Source organism: Geomicrobium sp. JSM 1781026 (assembly GCF_041949955.1).
In the GTDB taxonomy this organism is placed as follows: Bacteria; Bacillota; Bacilli; order Bacillales; family Marinococcaceae; genus Geomicrobium_A.
In genome coordinates, this window is record NZ_JBHFQF010000005.1 from 106,313 (window position 1) to 123,085 (window position 16,773).

Below are 16,773 nucleotides of genomic sequence, written 5' to 3' on the forward strand. Positions count from 1 at the left end.
CTCGGATTTTAACACGAACGGCAGATAAAACATTCACGAGGTGCGAGCAAATGAATAAGGAAATGAATGAAACGATTGCTGTTTTAGATTTTGGCGGTCAATACAATCAACTCATCACACGGCGAATCCGTGATCTTGGTGTGTACAGTGAACTTTACTCAAACGAAGTGACGGCTGAAGAGCTTCAGCAATTAGACTTAAAAGGCATTATCTTCTCAGGTGGTCCAAACAGTGCCTATGTAGAAGGAGCACCGACGTGCGACCCGAAGATTTATGATTTAGGCGTGCCGATTCTCGGCATTTGCTACGGGATGCAACTCATGACCCATCATTTTGGGGGCAAGGTAGAAGCGGCCAATCATCGTGAATATGGAAAAGCGATGATTCAAGTTGAGAACGAATCAAAAGTATTCAAAGCGTTGCCGAGTGAGCAACTCGTATGGATGAGTCATGGCGATAAAATTGTTGCCCCACCTGAGAATTTCATCGTGGATGCAACGAGCCCATCATGTCCCGTTGCGGCGATGAGCAACGAAGCCGAGCAACTTTACGGTGTGCAATATCACCCAGAAGTTCGCCATTCCGAGCACGGCGACGCGCTTCTAAAAAACTTTGTGTACGAAGTGTGTAACGCAAGTGGCGAATGGTCGATGGAAAACTTTATCGACATGGAAGTCGAGAAGATTCGCGAAGCCGTTGGCGATCGCAAAGTGCTCTGTGCGCTCAGCGGTGGTGTTGACTCATCAGTGACGGCGATGCTCGTCCATCGTGCCATCGGCGACCAGCTTACGTGTATGTTCATTGACCACGGTTTGCTTCGCAAAAACGAAGGTGACCTCGTTATGGAAATGTTCGAAGGCAAATTTGATATTCATGTGAGACGAATTGATGCCGCTGATCGTTTTCTCGGAAAGCTCGAAGGCGTCAGCGACCCTGAACAAAAGCGTAAGATTATCGGCAACGAATTCATTTACTTGTTCGAAGAAGAAGCATCTAAGCTCGAAAACATGGACTTTCTTGCCCAAGGCACATTGTACACCGATGTGATTGAGAGCGGTACAGCAACAGCAGAAACGATCAAATCGCACCATAACGTTGGCGGATTGCCTGAAGACATGCGCCTCGATTTAATCGAGCCACTGAACACGTTGTTCAAAGATGAAGTTCGCATACTTGGAACCGAGCTCGGCTTGCCAGAAAGCTTCGTATGGAGACAACCTTTCCCTGGACCTGGCCTCGGTATTCGTGTCCTCGGTGAAATTACCGAAGAAAAATTAGAGATCGTTCGGGAATCCGACGCCGTCTTGCACGACGTGCTTCAATCCCACGGACTCGACAAAGAGATTTGGCAATTCTTCACCGCACTTCCAGGCATGCGAAGTGTTGGCGTCATGGGAGACTCCAGAACGTATGACTATACCGTAGGTGTACGTGCTGTCACATCGATCGACGGCATGACGTCAGACTGGGCAAGAATCCCACACGACGTGCTCCAAGAAATCTCAACACGAATCGTAAACGAAGTCGCACACGTCAACCGCGTCGTGTACGACATTACGAGTAAGCCACCCGCGACGATTGAGTGGGAATAATAACAGATGCCCCTAAAAGCCTTGGTAAAACCGAGTTTTTAGGGCTTTTTTATTCTTCATAGCAAAGTTATGACACAAATTGAAATTTGTTGAACAGCGGATAATGTCGTTAGATTAAGAATCAAAAATTAATGATTCTTCAACTTACAGCTCAATGTGTATACTTATTTTAAAATGTATGGTCCAATTATTATGACGTTGTAGGAGAAATCGTGTGATTGTAATGGAGGAGGATGTATGTTCCAAGAGATACAAGCTGTATTCATTGATCGAGACGGGACAATGGGTGGAACGGGTCATTTTATCCACCCAAATGATTTTTCGCCGTATCCATTCACAAGAAGAGCGCTAAAAAGCTAAAAGATCACGGCGTGAAGCTATTTGCTCTAACGAATCAGCACCGGATTAGTAAGGGTGAGGCAACAATAGCGGACTTTCAAATGGAATTTGACGAGCTGGGCTTTAATGATTCGTTTATTTGTCCTCATAGTCCAACTGAACGGTGCGGATGTCATAAACCTGAGATTGGCTTGCTTCTAGAGGCTAAACAAAAATATCATTTAGATCTCAAAAAGACCGTCATTATCGAAGATGTAGGTTCAACGGATATGTTAGCTGCACATAAAGTGGGGGCTTACAAGATAGTAGTGGCAACAGGTTTGGGCGAGCGCTCAAAAAGTGATTATCGTCAGACTTGGCTAGAGACAGAGGCTGGACTATTATGCAGAGCACTTGCTTGATGCCGTAGATTGGATTCTAAAGAAGGGAAAAGGTGCTAAGTAGATGATTCCACTCGTATATGATCAAATTAATCAGTGGGGAAAACACGATGAATTCTTTTTACAGTTATTGAAAAAGGTACAGCCTAAGAAAGTAGCCGATGTAGGCTGTGGCACAGGACGGTTTACAATCCACCTAGCAAAAGCTGGCCACGATGTAACCGCAATAGATCCGAATGCTGAAGCGATTGCTTTAGCGAAGGAAAAAGAACATGCCGCCGAAATAAGCTGGATGATTGGAGATAGCGCCACGCTACCATCAAAGATGTTTGACGCTGTCATCATGACGGCAAATGTAGCACAAGTCTTTTTAACGGATAAAAGCTGGCAACAAACGCTTGCCGACGTGTACCGCTCTTTAAAACCAGGTGGATATTTTCTCTTTGATACGCGTAACCCGAGCGCAAAAGCATGGGAAGTGTGGGAACAAGACCAAACCCCTGACCGGGCAGTAGACGAGGCTACAGGGGACCAGCTTGAAATATGGACAGCGTACGATGGTTTTGTTGACGGTGTGTATACGTTTTATGAAACGGTTAAACATGTAAAAACAGATGAAATTCTTGTGCATGAAAAAATGCAATTAATATTTCGCACGGAGGAAGAGATTACACATTCGCTAGAGCAAGCTGGTTTCGCACAGGTGCAAGTTTATGGTGACTTTGACTGGAAAGCAGCAGGAGTGGAAACGAAAGCGTTTGTTTTTCATAGCATAAAGTAGGGCTAAGATTCTAGCTAATTGACCATAGTTTGTAATAGTAGGAATGATGAATTTGGTCATCAACATTTTCACAAACTCAGGTGTTACCAAAGAGATTACATCTAAAAAACCATCAATAACGAAGCAAACAATCTCACCGTTTTTGGACTTTTTACTTTCTTGTTCATTAGATCCCACTACGTCAGATCTAAGAAAGGGTATACATAAATTTAGCTCACTGACGTTTTATTCATAACTGCCCCTGTCGTTGATTATTTCAGGGAGCATTGGAAAGTAGAGGTGGTAAAAATGAAAACAGTAACGAAAACAACAGCTTATATTACGAGAAATAAAAAGAACAAGTTTCAATTACTAACGATGATTGAAGAAGGTGTAGAGTCATACGGAATTCAAGTTCCAGGAGGAACGTTAGAAGACGATGAAACGTTGGAGCAGTGCCTACTGCGTGAGATTGATGAAGAGTCTAAATTAAAAGCGGTTGAAATGAATGAATATTTAGGCTCTCATAAGTATTATTTAGCAACGAAACAGGTAATGATTACGAGACACTATTATTTACTCACTCTAACAGAAGCTTGTCCTGATGAATTCTCTGTCGTCGTGGAAAGCGACGGCATTGATAACGGTTGGCTATACCATTACAGATGGATCGATATTGAAGAAAATCAAAAGATTAAACTAGGTGGTGAGTTAGGAGAGTACCTTGGACATCTTTACAATAAATAGCTGTCATGAAGAAATTAAAAAGGAGCAAACCTAATAGCATTCATAAAAGGATGATGCTCGTTAACTAATGAAGAATTTGTCATATTATGTCGCATTGTATTTATTTTAAATGGAATATATCTAATTATTAAAAATATAATATATAATTACTATACATATGTTTGTGGATGATAATCTTCACCTTGAAAGGTTGTGGATGTAGTGACGAATGACCAATCTATTATAAAAGAAATTGGTGAATGGTTTCGCTTACTATCAAACTTTGACCTCCGTGGTGCAGCAGATAAACGAGTTGAAGTTTGCGACCTGTTGAGTAGTAAGGAAACTTCTAAGCAAGTAAAAGACTATTTTCATTTAGTCGATTTCAGACATAAGGTTACTACTGGTGAGATTATTCATCGACCAGTGAAGCAAAAAGAATTAAAAAGTATTTATGCAATTACTGAGACGGATCGTGTACTGGAGTACCTATACCATTATATGGAGGGTTTTATACACTTTAATCAAGACAATTATAAAATCGCACTAAAGCATTATCGAGTAGCAGAGAAGTCTTTGCATAAAGCAAATCGTTATGAGCAAGCTGAATTTTACTATAGGTTTGGAGCGAGTCTGTACCGAATAGACCAAAATATCATTGCAATGAACTATATTAACGAAGCGTACGAGATTTTTAAAACAAGTGATAACCATCAAAGAAGACGGACGAACTGCTTAGTTTTAATGGCGTGTATACAATCAGAGGCGAAATCATTTCATAAAGCGAGCCAATTGTTTGAACACACATTAGAACTTAGTGCTCCCTATCCTTATATGAACTCTTTAGTATTGAGAAATCGAGGGTTGCACGAATATAGGCAAGGTTTCTACGAGGTGGCTAAACACTCGTTTTATGATGCACTTCATACGGGTAACCAAAGTCAAACAATCGTAGGTGAAAAGACGAAATACAATTTAGCGAACATCTATTTAAAACTTGGGGATATAGAAAAAGGTTTGTTACTACTGAATGAAGTCGAGCAAGAATTCCGATCTTGTGATTTGAATGAATATATAGGCAGATGTATGGTGACAAGAGGACTATATGCATTTGAAGACATTAACATTGATCTTGTTGATAAAGGAATAGAAGTCTTTGATCAGAATAACTTGTATTTTCAAAAAGGAGAGGTGACTGAAGAAGTGTCCAATCGATTCAACGATAAGAAAGCATACGATCAGGCATTGAAGTTCATGGAAATCTCTAAGAACACTAGTATTGAACAAACTTATATGGGAATAGTTAACATATGAAAAAAATAATTTATTGAATTAACGTTCGTGATATTAATTTTTACCGTCAATGATTTTGGTACAATCACATAGGTAAATAGTGGAGACTACGTTTCTCGTCACGTTAAAGGTGATGTAGAGTAATACGATCAGGTCGTTATCTACATTGAAAGAAGTTAAAGTTGGTGAGTTGTACAATTCGGTATGGATGATGAGATGAAAATAGAAAAATGATGCCAAAAAAGTAATGCGCGCAAACGTCGTTTTCAGTGGAGGGAGTGTTTAAATCCTACGGTGAAGGTGGCTAGTGCGCTTTTTCGTATTGATTATGGCGTGTACGACGCTAGAGCGGAACTTTGGAACTGAAGTTCATGAATTATATAGTTTATCCTAGTGTTGATTACATAAATACTAGGATAGGTATGCACGTTCAAAATAGAGGTTTGGGGATAATGGTCTTTCATTCAAGCCGCAAAATAAATGGACCATGCCTAAGAGAAGTGTTTATGTTTTGATAACGCGAGTGCATTGAATGCAAGCTAGTAGTGTATATGGTTGTTTAAAAGGCGGAGGGAATGATCGGGAAGTTAGTAAAACATAAAGGGTACAAGTCGGGTATATCTGCTAATAATTCGATCTGCGCTGAAAGCAGGAGTTTCTGTAAGAGTGTTTAGCTAACCTTTATCATTATAACGTTTGCTTCAACACTTTTGAAATGGCTTGAAGAGCGGTAGCGACGTTCTCGTTACTCTCTTCTACTTGGAGCATACGGGCATTCATGTCGAGTTGGGCAACTTCTACATTTCCAACACGTTTCGTAAGAGCGGTTTGTTCGTTTTCAATTCGATCTAAGCGATCTTCCACACGGTCGAATCTTTTGTCTATTTCCTCAAATTTCTTATGCATAAGATCAAATTGAGTGATCATCGTTGTTCTTGTGTCAGTCATCAAGTCAAAAAGTTGTTGAAAGTCATTGTTTTTCTCCATCAGTCAACCTCCTTTTCTTCATTATAATTGGATTGATTTAAACGAGCAATGGAAATATATAAGCGATTGCTAATGGGTTAAATCACCCTCTACCCTTCCAATTGAAATGTACATATGCGTATGCGAATGGGTATAATGGAAGAACATGGAACTGTTCATTGGAGAGTGGTACGTTCGTAATTGATAAGGGATGGGCGCAACGCGTTGGCGATGAAGGGGTGAGGTGTATGGCGTATTTTATTGAGCGGCTGGACAGATTGAATCAACGTTTTCTGCAAGAGGCCGTAGCAGTTTTGGTCATTTCATTTCATCGTGATTTGGTGTTTCTGAATCGAACGGATGAACAATTAATCAAAGCGATTGCCCCGACATTTAAACGAGAGCAAGTGTATGTGGCGATAGAAAATGACAAGGTGATCGGATTGGCTGTCTATTCAACGTCGACATCTTATTCGCAAGTCTTATCACTGCGACATGCGATTCGCTCATTTGGGATGTGGAAAGGATACCTCTGTTGGATCTCGATGAACCGAAAACCGATACGATTAGCCGATGACCAATGTTATATCGAGGACGTTGCCACGCACCCTGAACATCGTAGAAAAGGGGTGGCCCATGCGTTAATGAATGTTCTAATGCAGGACGTAAACAATATGGAATATGTACTCGAAGTCGTGGATACGAACGATGCGGCGATTTCGGTATATACGGACCTTGGTTTTTATAAATACCACGCCGTTAAAGAAAATAAGCACGTGCAAAAAACATTAGGCTATTCAGAAAGGCAGTATATGAAGCGAGCAACATGAGCAAAGGTTTTGTGCTTCAAGAAAAAATGCATTACGCTGTTACGAGAAGGAGGCGTTAACGATGAACGTAGAAGTTTGGTCGGACATTGCTTGTCCGTTTTGTTATATAGGGAAACGAAAGTTCGAAATGGCTTTGGAGGATTTTGAAGGGAAAAACGATGTGAATGTGACATTCAAGAGCTTTCAGCTTGAACCGGATGCTCCGAAACATTCCGTTGAATCGATGAATGAGAAGCTCGCGAAAAAATATGGCAAGTCTGTTGAAGAGATGGCAGCGATGCAGCAACAAGTAGCTGCACAAGCGGAAGAAGTTGGTTTGAATTATCGGTTGGATCTCGTCCAATCGACGAATACTGAAGCGGCTCACCGCTTGACACATTATGCAAAAGAACACGGGAAGATGAATGAACTGACTGAAAAGCTATTGCATGCGTACTTTATTGAAGGAAAACATATTGGCGAAGAACAAGAGCTTGTTCGGTTAGCGGAAGAAGTTGGGTTGAAAAAAGAAGCTGTCCAAAATATATTGGCGAGCGGCGCATATAAAGAAGCTGTGCAGCAAGATATTCGCGAAGGGGCGGAGCTTGGCGTTCAAGGGGTTCCGTTCTTTGTTTTTAATAGAAAGTATGCCGTTTCAGGCGCTCAACCTCCTGAGGCCTTTTTGGAAGTGTTAAACAAAGTGAAAGCAGAAGAGAAGCCGAGTCCTCTAAATGTTGTGAAGCAAGGGGACGCTTGTTCAGATGAAACGTGTTAAGCAGCCATCCGGCTGCTTTTTCTATTTACGAACATATTATCCGCATCGAATGATATTGTTCGGATTTCGTTGACAAGCGATATGGAACGTTGGTAGAATAATATTGTACAAAAGAATACAAGATACCTCATATAACCACAAGAATATGGCTTGTAAGTCTCTACCAAGACACCGTAAATGTCTTGACTATGATCGGTATATGTCTGCACTACTTGTGCAAGTCATTTTCGGTCGTATTGCCAATCGGGGCAACGACTTTTTTTATGGGTTTTCTTAAGGGGGAACAGTCCGTTGAAGAATTATTTTAATTTTGCAGAGCATGGAACGAGTTATAAGCGAGAGACGCTCGCAGGTTTTACAACATTTTTGGCGATGGCTTATATATTGGCTGTGAATCCTCTTATCCTCGGTGATGCGGGCATGGACGCCAATGCAGTTTTTGTTGCAACGGCCATTGCTGCAGCGATTGGTTCCTTTATTATGGGGCTGTGGGGCAAGTATCCGATCGCATTGGCTCCAGGAATGGGATTGAATGCGTTCTTCGCCTATACCGTCGTACTAGGCATGGGTATTGATTGGCAAATTGCTTTGTTTGGCGTATTTTTATCTGGAATTATTTTTCTTATTATTACGCTCTTTAAGATTCGTGAAGTGATTATTAACGCCATCCCTTCGGAAATGAAATATGCTGCGGGTGCAGGTATTGGTTTGTTCATCGCTTTTATTGGCCTGCAAAATGCCGATATTATCGTATTGGATGAAGCGACGCTCGTTAGTCTCGGAGATTTATCGAACCCTTACACACTGCTTGCGATGTTCGGGGTTGTTATTACAGCATGCTTCATGGTGTTGAAGCTACGTGGCGGTGTGTTCTATGGAATGGTCGCTACAGCGATTGCGGGTATACTATTTGGCTTAATTCAACCGCCGTCTGGAATTATTAGTAGCATTCCAAGTCTCGCTCCGACTTTTGGGGCAGCGTTTACGCACTTAGGGGAAGTGCAGTGGACAACGGAAATGATTTTGCAATTATCGATTGTCGTAATTACGTTTTTATTCGTTGATTTCTTTGATACAGCGGGGACGCTTTATGCCGTTGCCCAACAAGCGGGGTTTGTTAAAGATAACAAGCTTCCAAATGCTGGCCGAGCGTTACTGTCTGACGCTTCTGCAACGTCTATCGGTGCGATTCTCGGTACGTCAACGACGACAGCTTATGTAGAATCTTCAGCCGGTGTCGCTGCAGGGGGGCGAACCGGTTTCACCGCCATTGTGACGGCAGGGTTTTTCTTAGTGGCTTTGTTCTTCTCGCCACTTCTTGAAGTTGTCACGTCCCATGTTACAGCCGCAGCCCTCATCATTGTCGGCGTACTAATGGCATCGTCACTGAGACTTATTGAATGGGACCGAATTGAAGTTGCCATTCCTGCATTTCTCGTCGTTGTCGGTATGCCACTAACGTATAGCATTGCAAGCGGAATTGCACTCGGCTTTATGTTCTATCCGATTACAATGGTTCTTGCTGGAAAAGGAAAAAATGTTCACCCGATCATGTATGGACTATTCTTCATCTTTGTCGGATATCTGTTCTTTTTATAGCATGGATGACGATAAACACTGCACCGTGTCCCCGTGACGCTGTGCAGTGTTTTTTGTGTGCATGGGAATGGCTTTGTTTGGGGAAAATGGGAGCAGTTCAGTAGAAGAGAAGGTGTTTGTATTGAAGAAAGTAGTATGGGGTTTAGCGATGATTGCTGCGGTACTATTTCAATCAACTGTTCCGGTGGAGGCAAGTGATCCGGTCACTTCACAACTCGTTGACCGGGAGGGTATTCCGATGGGGCTTGTCTATTTGGAACCTGATGACGCAGGCGTGCGTGTGCACGTAAGTGTGTCGGGTTTACGCCCAAACACAAATTACGAATTTCATTTTCATGAGTATGCAGCATGCGATGCACCGGAGTTTCAATCCGCAGGTGCGTATTGGAACCCCGACCATGAATCATCGTCAGTGGCAGGGGAATTGCCGAACATCCGTACCGACAACGATGGTCGGTACAGCGATTCGATCGTCGCCGAACACGCTAGTCTAATAGAGGGTTCGATAAATAATCCTGTGCTGCCAGCAGGTTCTTCCCTCGTTTTAGAAAGATCAGGTGCTCGAATTGCGTGTGGCACGGTTGAAGGGTGAGCGCTTTTAAGTAATGGTCATTGATACTCAGCTCGGGAGTTTAACTATGTTTTAAGACGTTACTTAAGAAGGATAGATCCTCAAGTTTTTAAAAAGCATCATATGACTAGGTGAAATGAATTTGTTTAGTTTTAGGCATGTAAAAAAGTTTTGTCAGCAGTGAGCAATTTACATTTTCTGATTGGACTGCTGTTATAATAGCAAGTTTATTAAATAAAGAAGATATCAAGTGTAATTAAACTCTTGATATCTTCATCCAATATTGCAAGTGTACCTACAATCATCTATGGAGAATAAATATTATTTTATCAATCACCTAAAGTGACGCTGTCTGCGATTGTTCTAATTTCAAATTCATCGTATTCCCCATCGTGATATTCTACATTTCCGTACATAGAAATTCGGTAAGTGCCATTTGGAACGTCAATGGTTCTCTCGCCGTCTGCGGTATTTCCAACTCCGGTTGTGTGATGTGGTTCGGTTCTTAGAAATTCGAAACTCCCTTGAACTTCTTCTTCGACTTCAAAGAAAATATTTGCATGCCAGATGGATCTGTCATCTGTGACTTCATATTGACAAGTTAATTCATCTAGGAACACAAAACAATCGCCCCAAACGCTCTCGATAGCTAGTGGAAATGAATCGTCGCTCTGTTTATCAATCATTGGTTGCATTGTGTTCAAGTCGCCTGCATAATCGCCAAAATCATTTGCGTCAACCGTGACTGGTAAAAAAACGAACAGTAATGTTACAATGGGTAAAATCACTTTCATAAAATCACTCCTTATTTAAGATTATAATGATAATACCCATTTTTCAGAAAAATAAACATTTTATTTAGTGGAGGACTGAATATGAAGATACGCAATCTTTCAATTGAGGGTGGCGGTAATCCTATTAATGAATATGGGTTTAAGTCTACTCACTCTTTTAATTTCACTGTCGTTCCAGGAGATAATAATTGTTTGGAACCTGTAAATGTAGAGGTTGTGACTCAATCAGAATATGATTTCTTAAAAGCTAAGTATACGTATAATATTATTCAAACGAATAACTGGTCGGTATTAACAGCTGATGCAAAAGCAAGCTTTATAAAGTTACATTTAGAGAGGTACTTGGAAAGTAAGATAGATTCTTATAGAAAGATTGCAAAAGAAAGAAGTACACAAAAATAATAACTGGCGATATTGTGTTAGGCACACAATCGAATGATAAAAATGATGTACCGTTAAGGAAAGTACAGATAGCCTGCTGGCCTAATAGGAATAGGCAAACAGGCTAGTTTTATAAAAGATTTTGAAGTTGTGTTATTGCGCGGGTAATCTATTGAATAAGCTTGGTATTTAGGATTACAACAATGAATGCTTACCCTTCAGAATACGTACCCATCAAAAATTAAACTCTACTGTTAAAAATTAATTATATTACTAGGACTGAAATTATAATCATTAAGGGTCTGTCTAGTCATCCTCCAACACCCAGCCAAACGCATCGAAATCTGTAATCGCATTTTCATCTGCACTTATTTGATCGATGTACCAACCTCTGCCATTTGATTCGCTCGTTTCATAACGAAAGCGGACGTCGATGGGTCCTGAGTAATCGGTAATTGGAAAGTTTGCGGATACCCATTCCCATTTGGTTGATCCTACCCATCCGCGATGAATGGTGTTTTGTGTGTCGTCTCGGTTGACCCGACCAGACAATGGTTGCCACGTTTCACCGTCATCATCGGATACTTCAACGATTCCGTAGTCACGTTCAATGTCATTGGCAATATGAAACCACGTATCAAATGTTATGGCATCATGATCTGTCGCATCGATGGAAAAGGAGAGGGTATGGCTCGCGTTTCGTGTGTAACCAGAATACCATGCCGGTTCACCGCTTGGTGCAGATACGGGTATTGCACGAGCCGCTTGTTGTGCGACGTCATGACGGACGGTATTGATTGACCCTTCATCTCTCGTCGGGTGAACTCTGTTGGAAAGAAAGATGACGAAACTGTTCGTAATCGGATCCACGACAAATGTTGTACCGGTGAACCCGGTGTGGCCGACCGCAGATGGGGAAGATAACCCACCCATGAACCAACCTCGATCAACGTTCCAGCCTAGACTTTGACCGATGTGGGTTTCTCGGACGATTTCATTTCGCATCATTCGCCCCACCGTTTCTGGCTGCAAGATTTGCTCATCATCATACGTTCCGCCATTTAAAAGCATTTGCAGAAAAACCGCCAAATCATAGGCGGTGCTGAATAGCCCGGCGTGACCAGTTGCGCCACCGAGGTCATCTGCTTTTTCGTCATGCACAATGCCCCATACAAGGCCGCGCTCGTCGGTGTATTCAGTCGGAGCAATTTGCCCGAGTAGCTCTTCTGGAGGATTGAACATCGTCTCGTTCATCCCAAGGGGCTTTGTAATATGCTCATGAATATACGCATCAAGTGGTTCAGATGATACTTCCTCAATAAGTTTACCGAGAACGAGCATACTTACATCGCTATAAACCATCGTCGTGCCAGGAATATTAATCAGTTCAATTTCTAGGATCGCATCCCACATTTCGTCAACCGTATCGTATTGGCTCGTTTGAATGGAAGCGGGTACACCAGATGTATGTGTGAGTAATTGCTTGATCGTCACTTCTTCTTTGCCATTAGTCCCAAACTGAGGAAGATAATTGGCTACCGGGTCATGAATCGACACCAGCCCTCGTTCCTCGAGTTGCATGACGGCTGTTGCTGTAAATGTTTTCGTTAAAGAAGCGAGATCAAAGATCGTATCCGTCTGCATCGAGATCTTTTCGTCTGAAGGTAACTCTTCTCCGTCAGCGTCAAATCGATAGGCATCACCGTAGGCTTCATGTTGAACAATCTTCCCGTCTTTTCCTACAAGAGTGACTGCACCAGGGAATAGCTGATCGGTTGTCATTCCAGCGTGGACGATCGAATCAATCTCATCAATAAATGAGGTGGTTAATCCTGCTTCTTCGGGTGGGTGATAAGCGAGAGTGTGTGATGTGTTGCGGTTCTGCCAATCTTGATCAAAAGTGGCAATCGGTGTTTCATCTCGCAACAAATAGTGAGCGGTTTTTTTTCTGAGAAGCTCGTAAGCGGTCGTACTCATTCGGTTTTGAGCGTGGTAAAGCGAAAGGTCATCTTTGAAAGCGAGCATCGCTTCGGTGAGTGCATCGGTATCATTTGGGTCAATCATCATGCGCATGACGACGAGTTGACGCTGTAAATCATTATGTACGCGTGCATCCACGAACCCGTCGTGACGTTTGAGATGTTCAATGAGAAGTTGTACGTCAGATACCTTTGTCGGTTCGGTCGTTTGTTGCGCGGTGTCTACTGTGGCTGAGTTCGCTTGAACGTCGGCTGTGAGCGGAGCAAAAGCAATGAGCAAAGTCGAACATAATATGAGTAGGTGCTTCATCGAATTCCCCTTTTCTACATAAATTGTAAATACTATTCTTAATATTTACACACAGGAAGTTGAGAACGTCAATCAGCAGGAAGAGTATTTTTGAAAAACAGGTCCGAGGATACGGGACGATAATCAGATCATGCATCGGTGATTCGGGTGTGGGGGGAGTGACTTGTGAGCGTGTAGTTGCTGAGTGGGTGGTTCGGTTAGATCGACTAGCTGTTTCCAAAGAACCGCTATTGGAAGCAGATTCAGTCGCATATGAACGTTTTCCCCACGTTTGCTTCCAATCAATAGACGTCTAGTTCCAAACACGCGATATTGGAAGCAGATCCTAACTTTGTAGCGCTCGTGAAGTCTTAGATTTATATGCGGCCCTGATGGAACCTTGAGGTTAAAAGAAAACTGACTCGGTTGAGTCAGTTTATTGACAGATGGCTAGCTAATCGATGTGCCATTGGCGACAGGTTCATCAGGAGATAAGAGAATGACATCACCTTTTCCTGGAACGGCACCGAGGACAAGCACTTCTGAGGTGAAGCCAGCAATCTTTCGAGGTGGAAAGTTGACGACGGCGGTCACTTGTTTTCCGATGACCGCTTCAGGTTCATAGCGATTTGTTATTTGGGCGCTAGAATGTTTGATACCGATCTCGTCACCGAAATCGATGCTCATTGCAATGGCTGGAACCTTTGCTTTTGCTAATGGCTCAGCGGTTTTTACTGTTCCAATTCGAATGTCTAAAACTTGAAAGTCATCAATGGTAGCCACAATCATCCACTCCTTTTTCTCTAGTCTACCTTAGTAAAATAAAAAACGCACCTTCTCGTTTTGTACGAAAAGATGCGTTAGTCACTATGTATGGTGGAGCTGGAGGGATTCGAACCCTCGACCTCTTGTCTGCCAGACAAGCGTTCTCCCCCTGAACTACAGCCCCGCGTTTATGTATGAACCTATATTAATATAACAGCTCTCGCTATTTTTCGTCAAGAGAGTACAAAAAATAGCGAGTCTCTTCACTCAAATAACACCGTACTTGTGCAACAACTCCGATTCATCCCCGGTAATCCAACCGAAAATTTTCGGTTCTCCTTTTTGAAATTGCAGCAAATAGTTGGCACGAAAGGGAACGTGAATGGTCTTTTCGTTTACAACATAACTCGCTTGCCACTCGGTGTGAGCAACCCCGTGATGAGCATCAATGATGTTCAGTTTGACGTGTAAGCATTGCATCGCTTTTGTGCCGATTGATCGGTAATATTCATAGCCTTGTTTCATATTTTTTTGAAGTGATTCATCGTTATCCCCGGTCATTACCCCATTCGGGTTGGCAGCGATGAAAGAATCTGTATAAAATGACGCAAAGTGATGCATATCTATCTCGCCATTCAGTGCCCCGTTGAAAGCTTGTTCATACTTCGTGAATAATTCGTTTGCGCGGTCTAACATTGTTTGTTCATTCATGGTGTTTCCTCCTTATTGGATATATGGTTTAAACGCGATATGATTGTAATGAATCTTACACTCGGGAGGTGGCCATGTACATTCCTAAGCATTTTGCAATGAAGGATGAAGATGAAGTCTATGCTTTTGTGCAGCAATATCCGTTTGCTTCTCTCGTTTCACTCGATGTAGACGGTATACCTGAAGCGACACACGTACCGCTCATTCTAGATGAAAACAAAGCGCATTTGATCGGGCACTTTGCAAGAGCCAATCATCAATGGAAAACGATTGAAGGGCAGCGTGCACTCGCAATTTTCCTCGGTGCACACAGCTATATTTCTTCTTCATGGTATGAAACCCAAAAAGCAGTGTCTACATGGAATTATGAGAGCGTACATGTGTATGGAACGATGGAATACTTGCGAGATGATGAGCTGCATGACGCATTAAAACAACTCGTGCTCACGTATGAAGACACTTTTCTGGAAGACAGTGACTATATTGAAGGCATGAAAAAAGGCGTTGTTGGCTTTAAAATGAAAATAACAGAATTGCAAGGTAAATCTAAGCTGAGCCAAAACCATTCACGAGATCGCCAGCGGCGTGTGATTGCGAAATTGCAACAATCTGAGCGAGAAGATGACCAACAGATCGCGAAGCGAATGAAGGAAAACGAGAAAAATAAAGAAGAATAACCTGATATGTTCAGGTTATTCTTCTTTATATGCACTAAAACGTAGGCGAACGTAATCGGCATACCATTGGTCGCCGTCACGAAGTGCCGGTTCAGCAAACTGTATAGTTCGTTCTAACACTTCTTCACGAATTTCAGGTTCGAGAGGTTGTAAAAGTGGATCAGCAAAGTTTTGCATCCAAATCTTCAGTCCTTCTGCACCGTTGACGAGCGGTGTCGGACGATTGAAGTAGACAGCTTTTTCTACAACAAAACCGTGCTTCTCTAGTAGAGACGTGTACTCTCCTAAACTCGGGAAGTACCATGGGAAAATCGTCGGCATCGGTTCTTGCCCAATCTCTACAAAAGCCATATTCACAGCGGCGATAATGGTTGCGATGTTATCTTGAGCACCCATCTCTCCAATAAAGCGACCACCTGGCTTTAGTGATTTAGATACCGATTGAAGTACTGGATCGGGTTCGGTCATCCAATGAAGCGCCGCATTTGAGAAAACAGCGTCAACAGGCTGGTCGACTTTGAATTCTTTCGCATCGGCTACTTCAAATGATAGGTTTGGATACTTTGCCTTCGCCGTTTCAACCATAGAGCTAGATGAATCAATTCCGTGAACGGTTGCGCCGAGTTGGGTAATGCGGTCAGCGAGTTCGCCCGTACCACAGCCAAGGTCAAGAATGGTTTCCCCTTTTTTAGGAGCTAACCACTCTTCTAATAAGTCTTTGCCATACCTGGAAACGTAGGCAGCTGTATCGTCATAAAGGGAAGGATCCCATACTTTTGCGTTCATGAACACCACTCCTCTTTAATTACATAGTATATGGAAAATCTACGAAAAAGCCAATAGAAATGATGCAAAGAAATCCGACAAAAACTGAAACGGATACGCGTTCTAATCTAGTAGACATCGACATAGAGTGTACGAGATACGGTTTAGGAGGAGTTACTAGTGAAACAGACACCCATCTATTGGATCACCGGTATGCTGCTTGCGATGTTGTTATTGTACGTTCCGATTCACTATATCTCTACGGTCCATCAAGAACGGGCGCTAGAAGCGAGTATTTTTGAGGAATCAAATTGGCAGTATTATACGTACCAGTATCTCGGAACAGGCACACGATATACATCAGGCAACCCTACGTTTTATTTAGCTCATAACGGTGCGGGGTACTTTGTCATCCATGTTGCTCAAAATGATCGCCAAGTGGAAAGAATTACACCGATTTCTACAGATCAAGAGCAGCTCTTAGAAATCGTCGACCGCTATGAAATTCAAAGGTAACGTGGGAGAAACTGTCACAAAAATGAGGGTCGCATACGTCTTTATTTTTATGAAAAATACCTGTATGATAATATAGATTGACTATT

The 16,773-nt window shown here is 42.3% G+C and carries 19 protein-coding genes, 1 tRNA gene and 1 riboswitch; of the genes, 13 read left to right on the forward strand and 7 right to left on the reverse strand.

What is annotated here, in order from left to right; genetic code table 11:
• Positions 1–50: 50 nt before the first annotated feature.
• The 6 genes from guaA (at position 51) to ACE1TF_RS10260 (ending at position 5,111) form a co-directional block, all read left to right on the forward strand.
• Positions 51–1,592, forward strand: coding sequence for a glutamine-hydrolyzing GMP synthase (gene guaA / locus ACE1TF_RS10235; protein ID WP_042399866.1), 1,542 nt, complete (start codon positions 51–53; stop codon positions 1,590–1,592).
• Positions 1,593–1,829: 237 nt separating this feature from the next.
• Positions 1,830–1,952 (forward strand): hypothetical protein, encoded by a 123-nt coding sequence (locus ACE1TF_RS10240; RefSeq protein ID WP_375016472.1) that lies wholly within the window; start codon positions 1,830–1,832, stop codon positions 1,950–1,952.
• A gap of 11 nt (positions 1,953–1,963) precedes the next feature.
• The gene (locus ACE1TF_RS10245) at positions 1,964–2,332 is read left to right on the forward strand and encodes an HAD hydrolase-like protein (RefSeq protein ID WP_375016474.1); all 369 of its coding nucleotides are present in this window, start codon (positions 1,964–1,966) and stop codon (positions 2,330–2,332) included.
• A gap of 43 nt (positions 2,333–2,375) precedes the next feature.
• On the forward strand, positions 2,376–3,092 hold the full coding sequence (locus ACE1TF_RS10250) for a class I SAM-dependent methyltransferase (protein WP_375016476.1): 717 nt from the start codon (positions 2,376–2,378) through the stop codon (positions 3,090–3,092).
• 288 nt (positions 3,093–3,380) lie between these two features.
• Positions 3,381–3,818 carry an NUDIX domain-containing protein gene (locus tag ACE1TF_RS10255; protein ID WP_375016478.1) on the forward strand — a complete coding sequence of 146 codons (438 nt, stop codon included), beginning with the start codon at positions 3,381–3,383 and terminating at the stop codon, positions 3,816–3,818.
• 201 nt (positions 3,819–4,019) lie between these two features.
• A complete protein-coding gene (locus ACE1TF_RS10260; RefSeq protein WP_375016480.1) occupies positions 4,020–5,111 on the forward strand; it encodes a response regulator aspartate phosphatase in 1,092 nt (363 codons plus the stop codon).
• Positions 5,112–5,777: 666 nt separating this feature from the next.
• On the opposite strand, the gene ACE1TF_RS10265 is transcribed toward ACE1TF_RS10260, so the two are convergent.
• Positions 5,778–6,077 carry a hypothetical protein gene (locus ACE1TF_RS10265; RefSeq protein WP_375016481.1) on the reverse strand — a complete coding sequence of 100 codons (300 nt, stop codon included), beginning with the start codon at positions 6,075–6,077 and terminating at the stop codon, positions 5,778–5,780.
• A 227-nt stretch (positions 6,078–6,304) separates the two neighbouring features.
• On the opposite strand from ACE1TF_RS10265, the gene ACE1TF_RS10270 reads away from it, so the two are divergent.
• The 4 genes from ACE1TF_RS10270 to ACE1TF_RS10285 all read left to right on the forward strand — a co-directional run bounded on the left by ACE1TF_RS10270 (position 6,305) and on the right by ACE1TF_RS10285 (position 9,831).
• Complete coding sequence (locus tag ACE1TF_RS10270) at positions 6,305–6,886, forward strand: GNAT family N-acetyltransferase (protein ID WP_375016482.1); 582 nt, start codon at positions 6,305–6,307, stop codon at positions 6,884–6,886.
• 61 nt (positions 6,887–6,947) lie between these two features.
• On the forward strand, positions 6,948–7,640 hold the full coding sequence (locus ACE1TF_RS10275; protein ID WP_375016484.1) for a DsbA family oxidoreductase: 693 nt from the start codon (positions 6,948–6,950) through the stop codon (positions 7,638–7,640).
• 107 nt (positions 7,641–7,747) lie between these two features.
• Positions 7,748–7,849: riboswitch (purine riboswitch) on the forward strand.
• An 82-nt stretch (positions 7,850–7,931) separates the two neighbouring features.
• Entirely contained in the window at positions 7,932–9,239 is a 1,308-nt protein-coding gene (locus tag ACE1TF_RS10280) for an NCS2 family permease (RefSeq protein ID WP_375016486.1), read from the forward strand.
• Between the two features lie 121 nt (positions 9,240–9,360).
• Positions 9,361–9,831, forward strand: coding sequence for a superoxide dismutase family protein (locus tag ACE1TF_RS10285; protein ID WP_375016488.1), 471 nt, complete (start codon positions 9,361–9,363; stop codon positions 9,829–9,831).
• A 308-nt stretch (positions 9,832–10,139) separates the two neighbouring features.
• Here the strand turns inward: ACE1TF_RS10285 and ACE1TF_RS10290 are convergent, their stop codons facing one another.
• Positions 10,140–10,604: a hypothetical protein gene (locus tag ACE1TF_RS10290; protein ID WP_375016490.1), complete on the reverse strand. Its 465-nt coding sequence runs from the start codon at positions 10,602–10,604 to the stop codon at positions 10,140–10,142.
• Positions 10,605–10,685: 81 nt separating this feature from the next.
• On the opposite strand from ACE1TF_RS10290, the gene ACE1TF_RS10295 reads away from it, so the two are divergent.
• Positions 10,686–11,006: a hypothetical protein gene (locus ACE1TF_RS10295; protein WP_375016492.1), complete on the forward strand. Its 321-nt coding sequence runs from the start codon at positions 10,686–10,688 to the stop codon at positions 11,004–11,006.
• A 285-nt stretch (positions 11,007–11,291) separates the two neighbouring features.
• Here ACE1TF_RS10295 and ACE1TF_RS10300 read toward each other — a convergent pair whose 3' ends face one another.
• The 4 genes from ACE1TF_RS10300 to ACE1TF_RS10315 all read right to left on the reverse strand — a co-directional run bounded on the left by ACE1TF_RS10300 (position 11,292) and on the right by ACE1TF_RS10315 (position 14,729).
• Positions 11,292–13,274: a serine hydrolase domain-containing protein gene (locus ACE1TF_RS10300; RefSeq protein WP_375016494.1), complete on the reverse strand. Its 1,983-nt coding sequence runs from the start codon at positions 13,272–13,274 to the stop codon at positions 11,292–11,294.
• Positions 13,275–13,703: 429 nt separating this feature from the next.
• The gene (locus ACE1TF_RS10305; protein WP_042399891.1) at positions 13,704–14,036 is read right to left on the reverse strand and encodes a tRNA-binding protein; all 333 of its coding nucleotides are present in this window, start codon (positions 14,034–14,036) and stop codon (positions 13,704–13,706) included.
• 91 nt (positions 14,037–14,127) lie between these two features.
• Positions 14,128–14,202: transfer RNA gene (locus ACE1TF_RS10310), tRNA-Ala, on the reverse strand.
• Between the two features lie 83 nt (positions 14,203–14,285).
• Positions 14,286–14,729, reverse strand: a complete 444-nt coding sequence (locus ACE1TF_RS10315; RefSeq protein WP_375016496.1) for a nuclear transport factor 2 family protein — start codon at positions 14,727–14,729, stop codon at positions 14,286–14,288.
• A gap of 74 nt (positions 14,730–14,803) precedes the next feature.
• On the opposite strand from ACE1TF_RS10315, the gene ACE1TF_RS10320 reads away from it, so the two are divergent.
• On the forward strand, positions 14,804–15,406 hold the full coding sequence (locus ACE1TF_RS10320; protein WP_042399893.1) for an FMN-binding negative transcriptional regulator: 603 nt from the start codon (positions 14,804–14,806) through the stop codon (positions 15,404–15,406).
• 15 nt (positions 15,407–15,421) lie between these two features.
• Here the strand turns inward: ACE1TF_RS10320 and ACE1TF_RS10325 are convergent, their stop codons facing one another.
• Positions 15,422–16,192: a class I SAM-dependent methyltransferase gene (locus ACE1TF_RS10325; RefSeq protein WP_042399895.1), complete on the reverse strand. Its 771-nt coding sequence runs from the start codon at positions 16,190–16,192 to the stop codon at positions 15,422–15,424.
• Between the two features lie 159 nt (positions 16,193–16,351).
• Between ACE1TF_RS10325 and ACE1TF_RS10330 the strand changes: the two genes are divergently transcribed.
• Positions 16,352–16,687, forward strand: coding sequence for a hypothetical protein (locus ACE1TF_RS10330; RefSeq protein WP_042428345.1), 336 nt, complete (start codon positions 16,352–16,354; stop codon positions 16,685–16,687).
• Positions 16,688–16,773: the final 86 nt, after the last annotated feature.

Bases quoted from the DNA above. Each gene is read 5' to 3' on its own strand.
- ACE1TF_RS10315 (WP_375016496.1), bottom strand. From the start codon at position 14,729: ATGAATGAACAAACAATGTTAGACCGCGCAAACGAATTATTCACGAAG.
- ACE1TF_RS10295 (WP_375016492.1), top strand. From the start codon at position 10,686: ATGAAGATACGCAATCTTTCAATTGAGGGTGGCGGTAATCCTATTAAT.
- ACE1TF_RS10320 (WP_042399893.1), top strand. From the start codon at position 14,804: ATGTACATTCCTAAGCATTTTGCAATGAAGGATGAAGATGAAGTCTAT.
- ACE1TF_RS10290 (WP_375016490.1), bottom strand. From the start codon at position 10,604: ATGAAAGTGATTTTACCCATTGTAACATTACTGTTCGTTTTTTTACCA.
- ACE1TF_RS10325 (WP_042399895.1), bottom strand. From the start codon at position 16,192: ATGAACGCAAAAGTATGGGATCCTTCCCTTTATGACGATACAGCTGCC.
- ACE1TF_RS10250 (WP_375016476.1), top strand. From the start codon at position 2,376: ATGATTCCACTCGTATATGATCAAATTAATCAGTGGGGAAAACACGAT.
- ACE1TF_RS10255 (WP_375016478.1), top strand. From the start codon at position 3,381: ATGAAAACAGTAACGAAAACAACAGCTTATATTACGAGAAATAAAAAG.
- ACE1TF_RS10270 (WP_375016482.1), top strand. From the start codon at position 6,305: ATGGCGTATTTTATTGAGCGGCTGGACAGATTGAATCAACGTTTTCTG.
- ACE1TF_RS10275 (WP_375016484.1), top strand. From the start codon at position 6,948: ATGAACGTAGAAGTTTGGTCGGACATTGCTTGTCCGTTTTGTTATATA.
- ACE1TF_RS10300 (WP_375016494.1), bottom strand. From the start codon at position 13,274: ATGAAGCACCTACTCATATTATGTTCGACTTTGCTCATTGCTTTTGCT.
- guaA (WP_042399866.1), top strand. From the start codon at position 51: ATGAATAAGGAAATGAATGAAACGATTGCTGTTTTAGATTTTGGCGGT.
- ACE1TF_RS10265 (WP_375016481.1), bottom strand. From the start codon at position 6,077: ATGGAGAAAAACAATGACTTTCAACAACTTTTTGACTTGATGACTGAC.
- ACE1TF_RS10240 (WP_375016472.1), top strand. From the start codon at position 1,830: ATGTTCCAAGAGATACAAGCTGTATTCATTGATCGAGACGGGACAATG.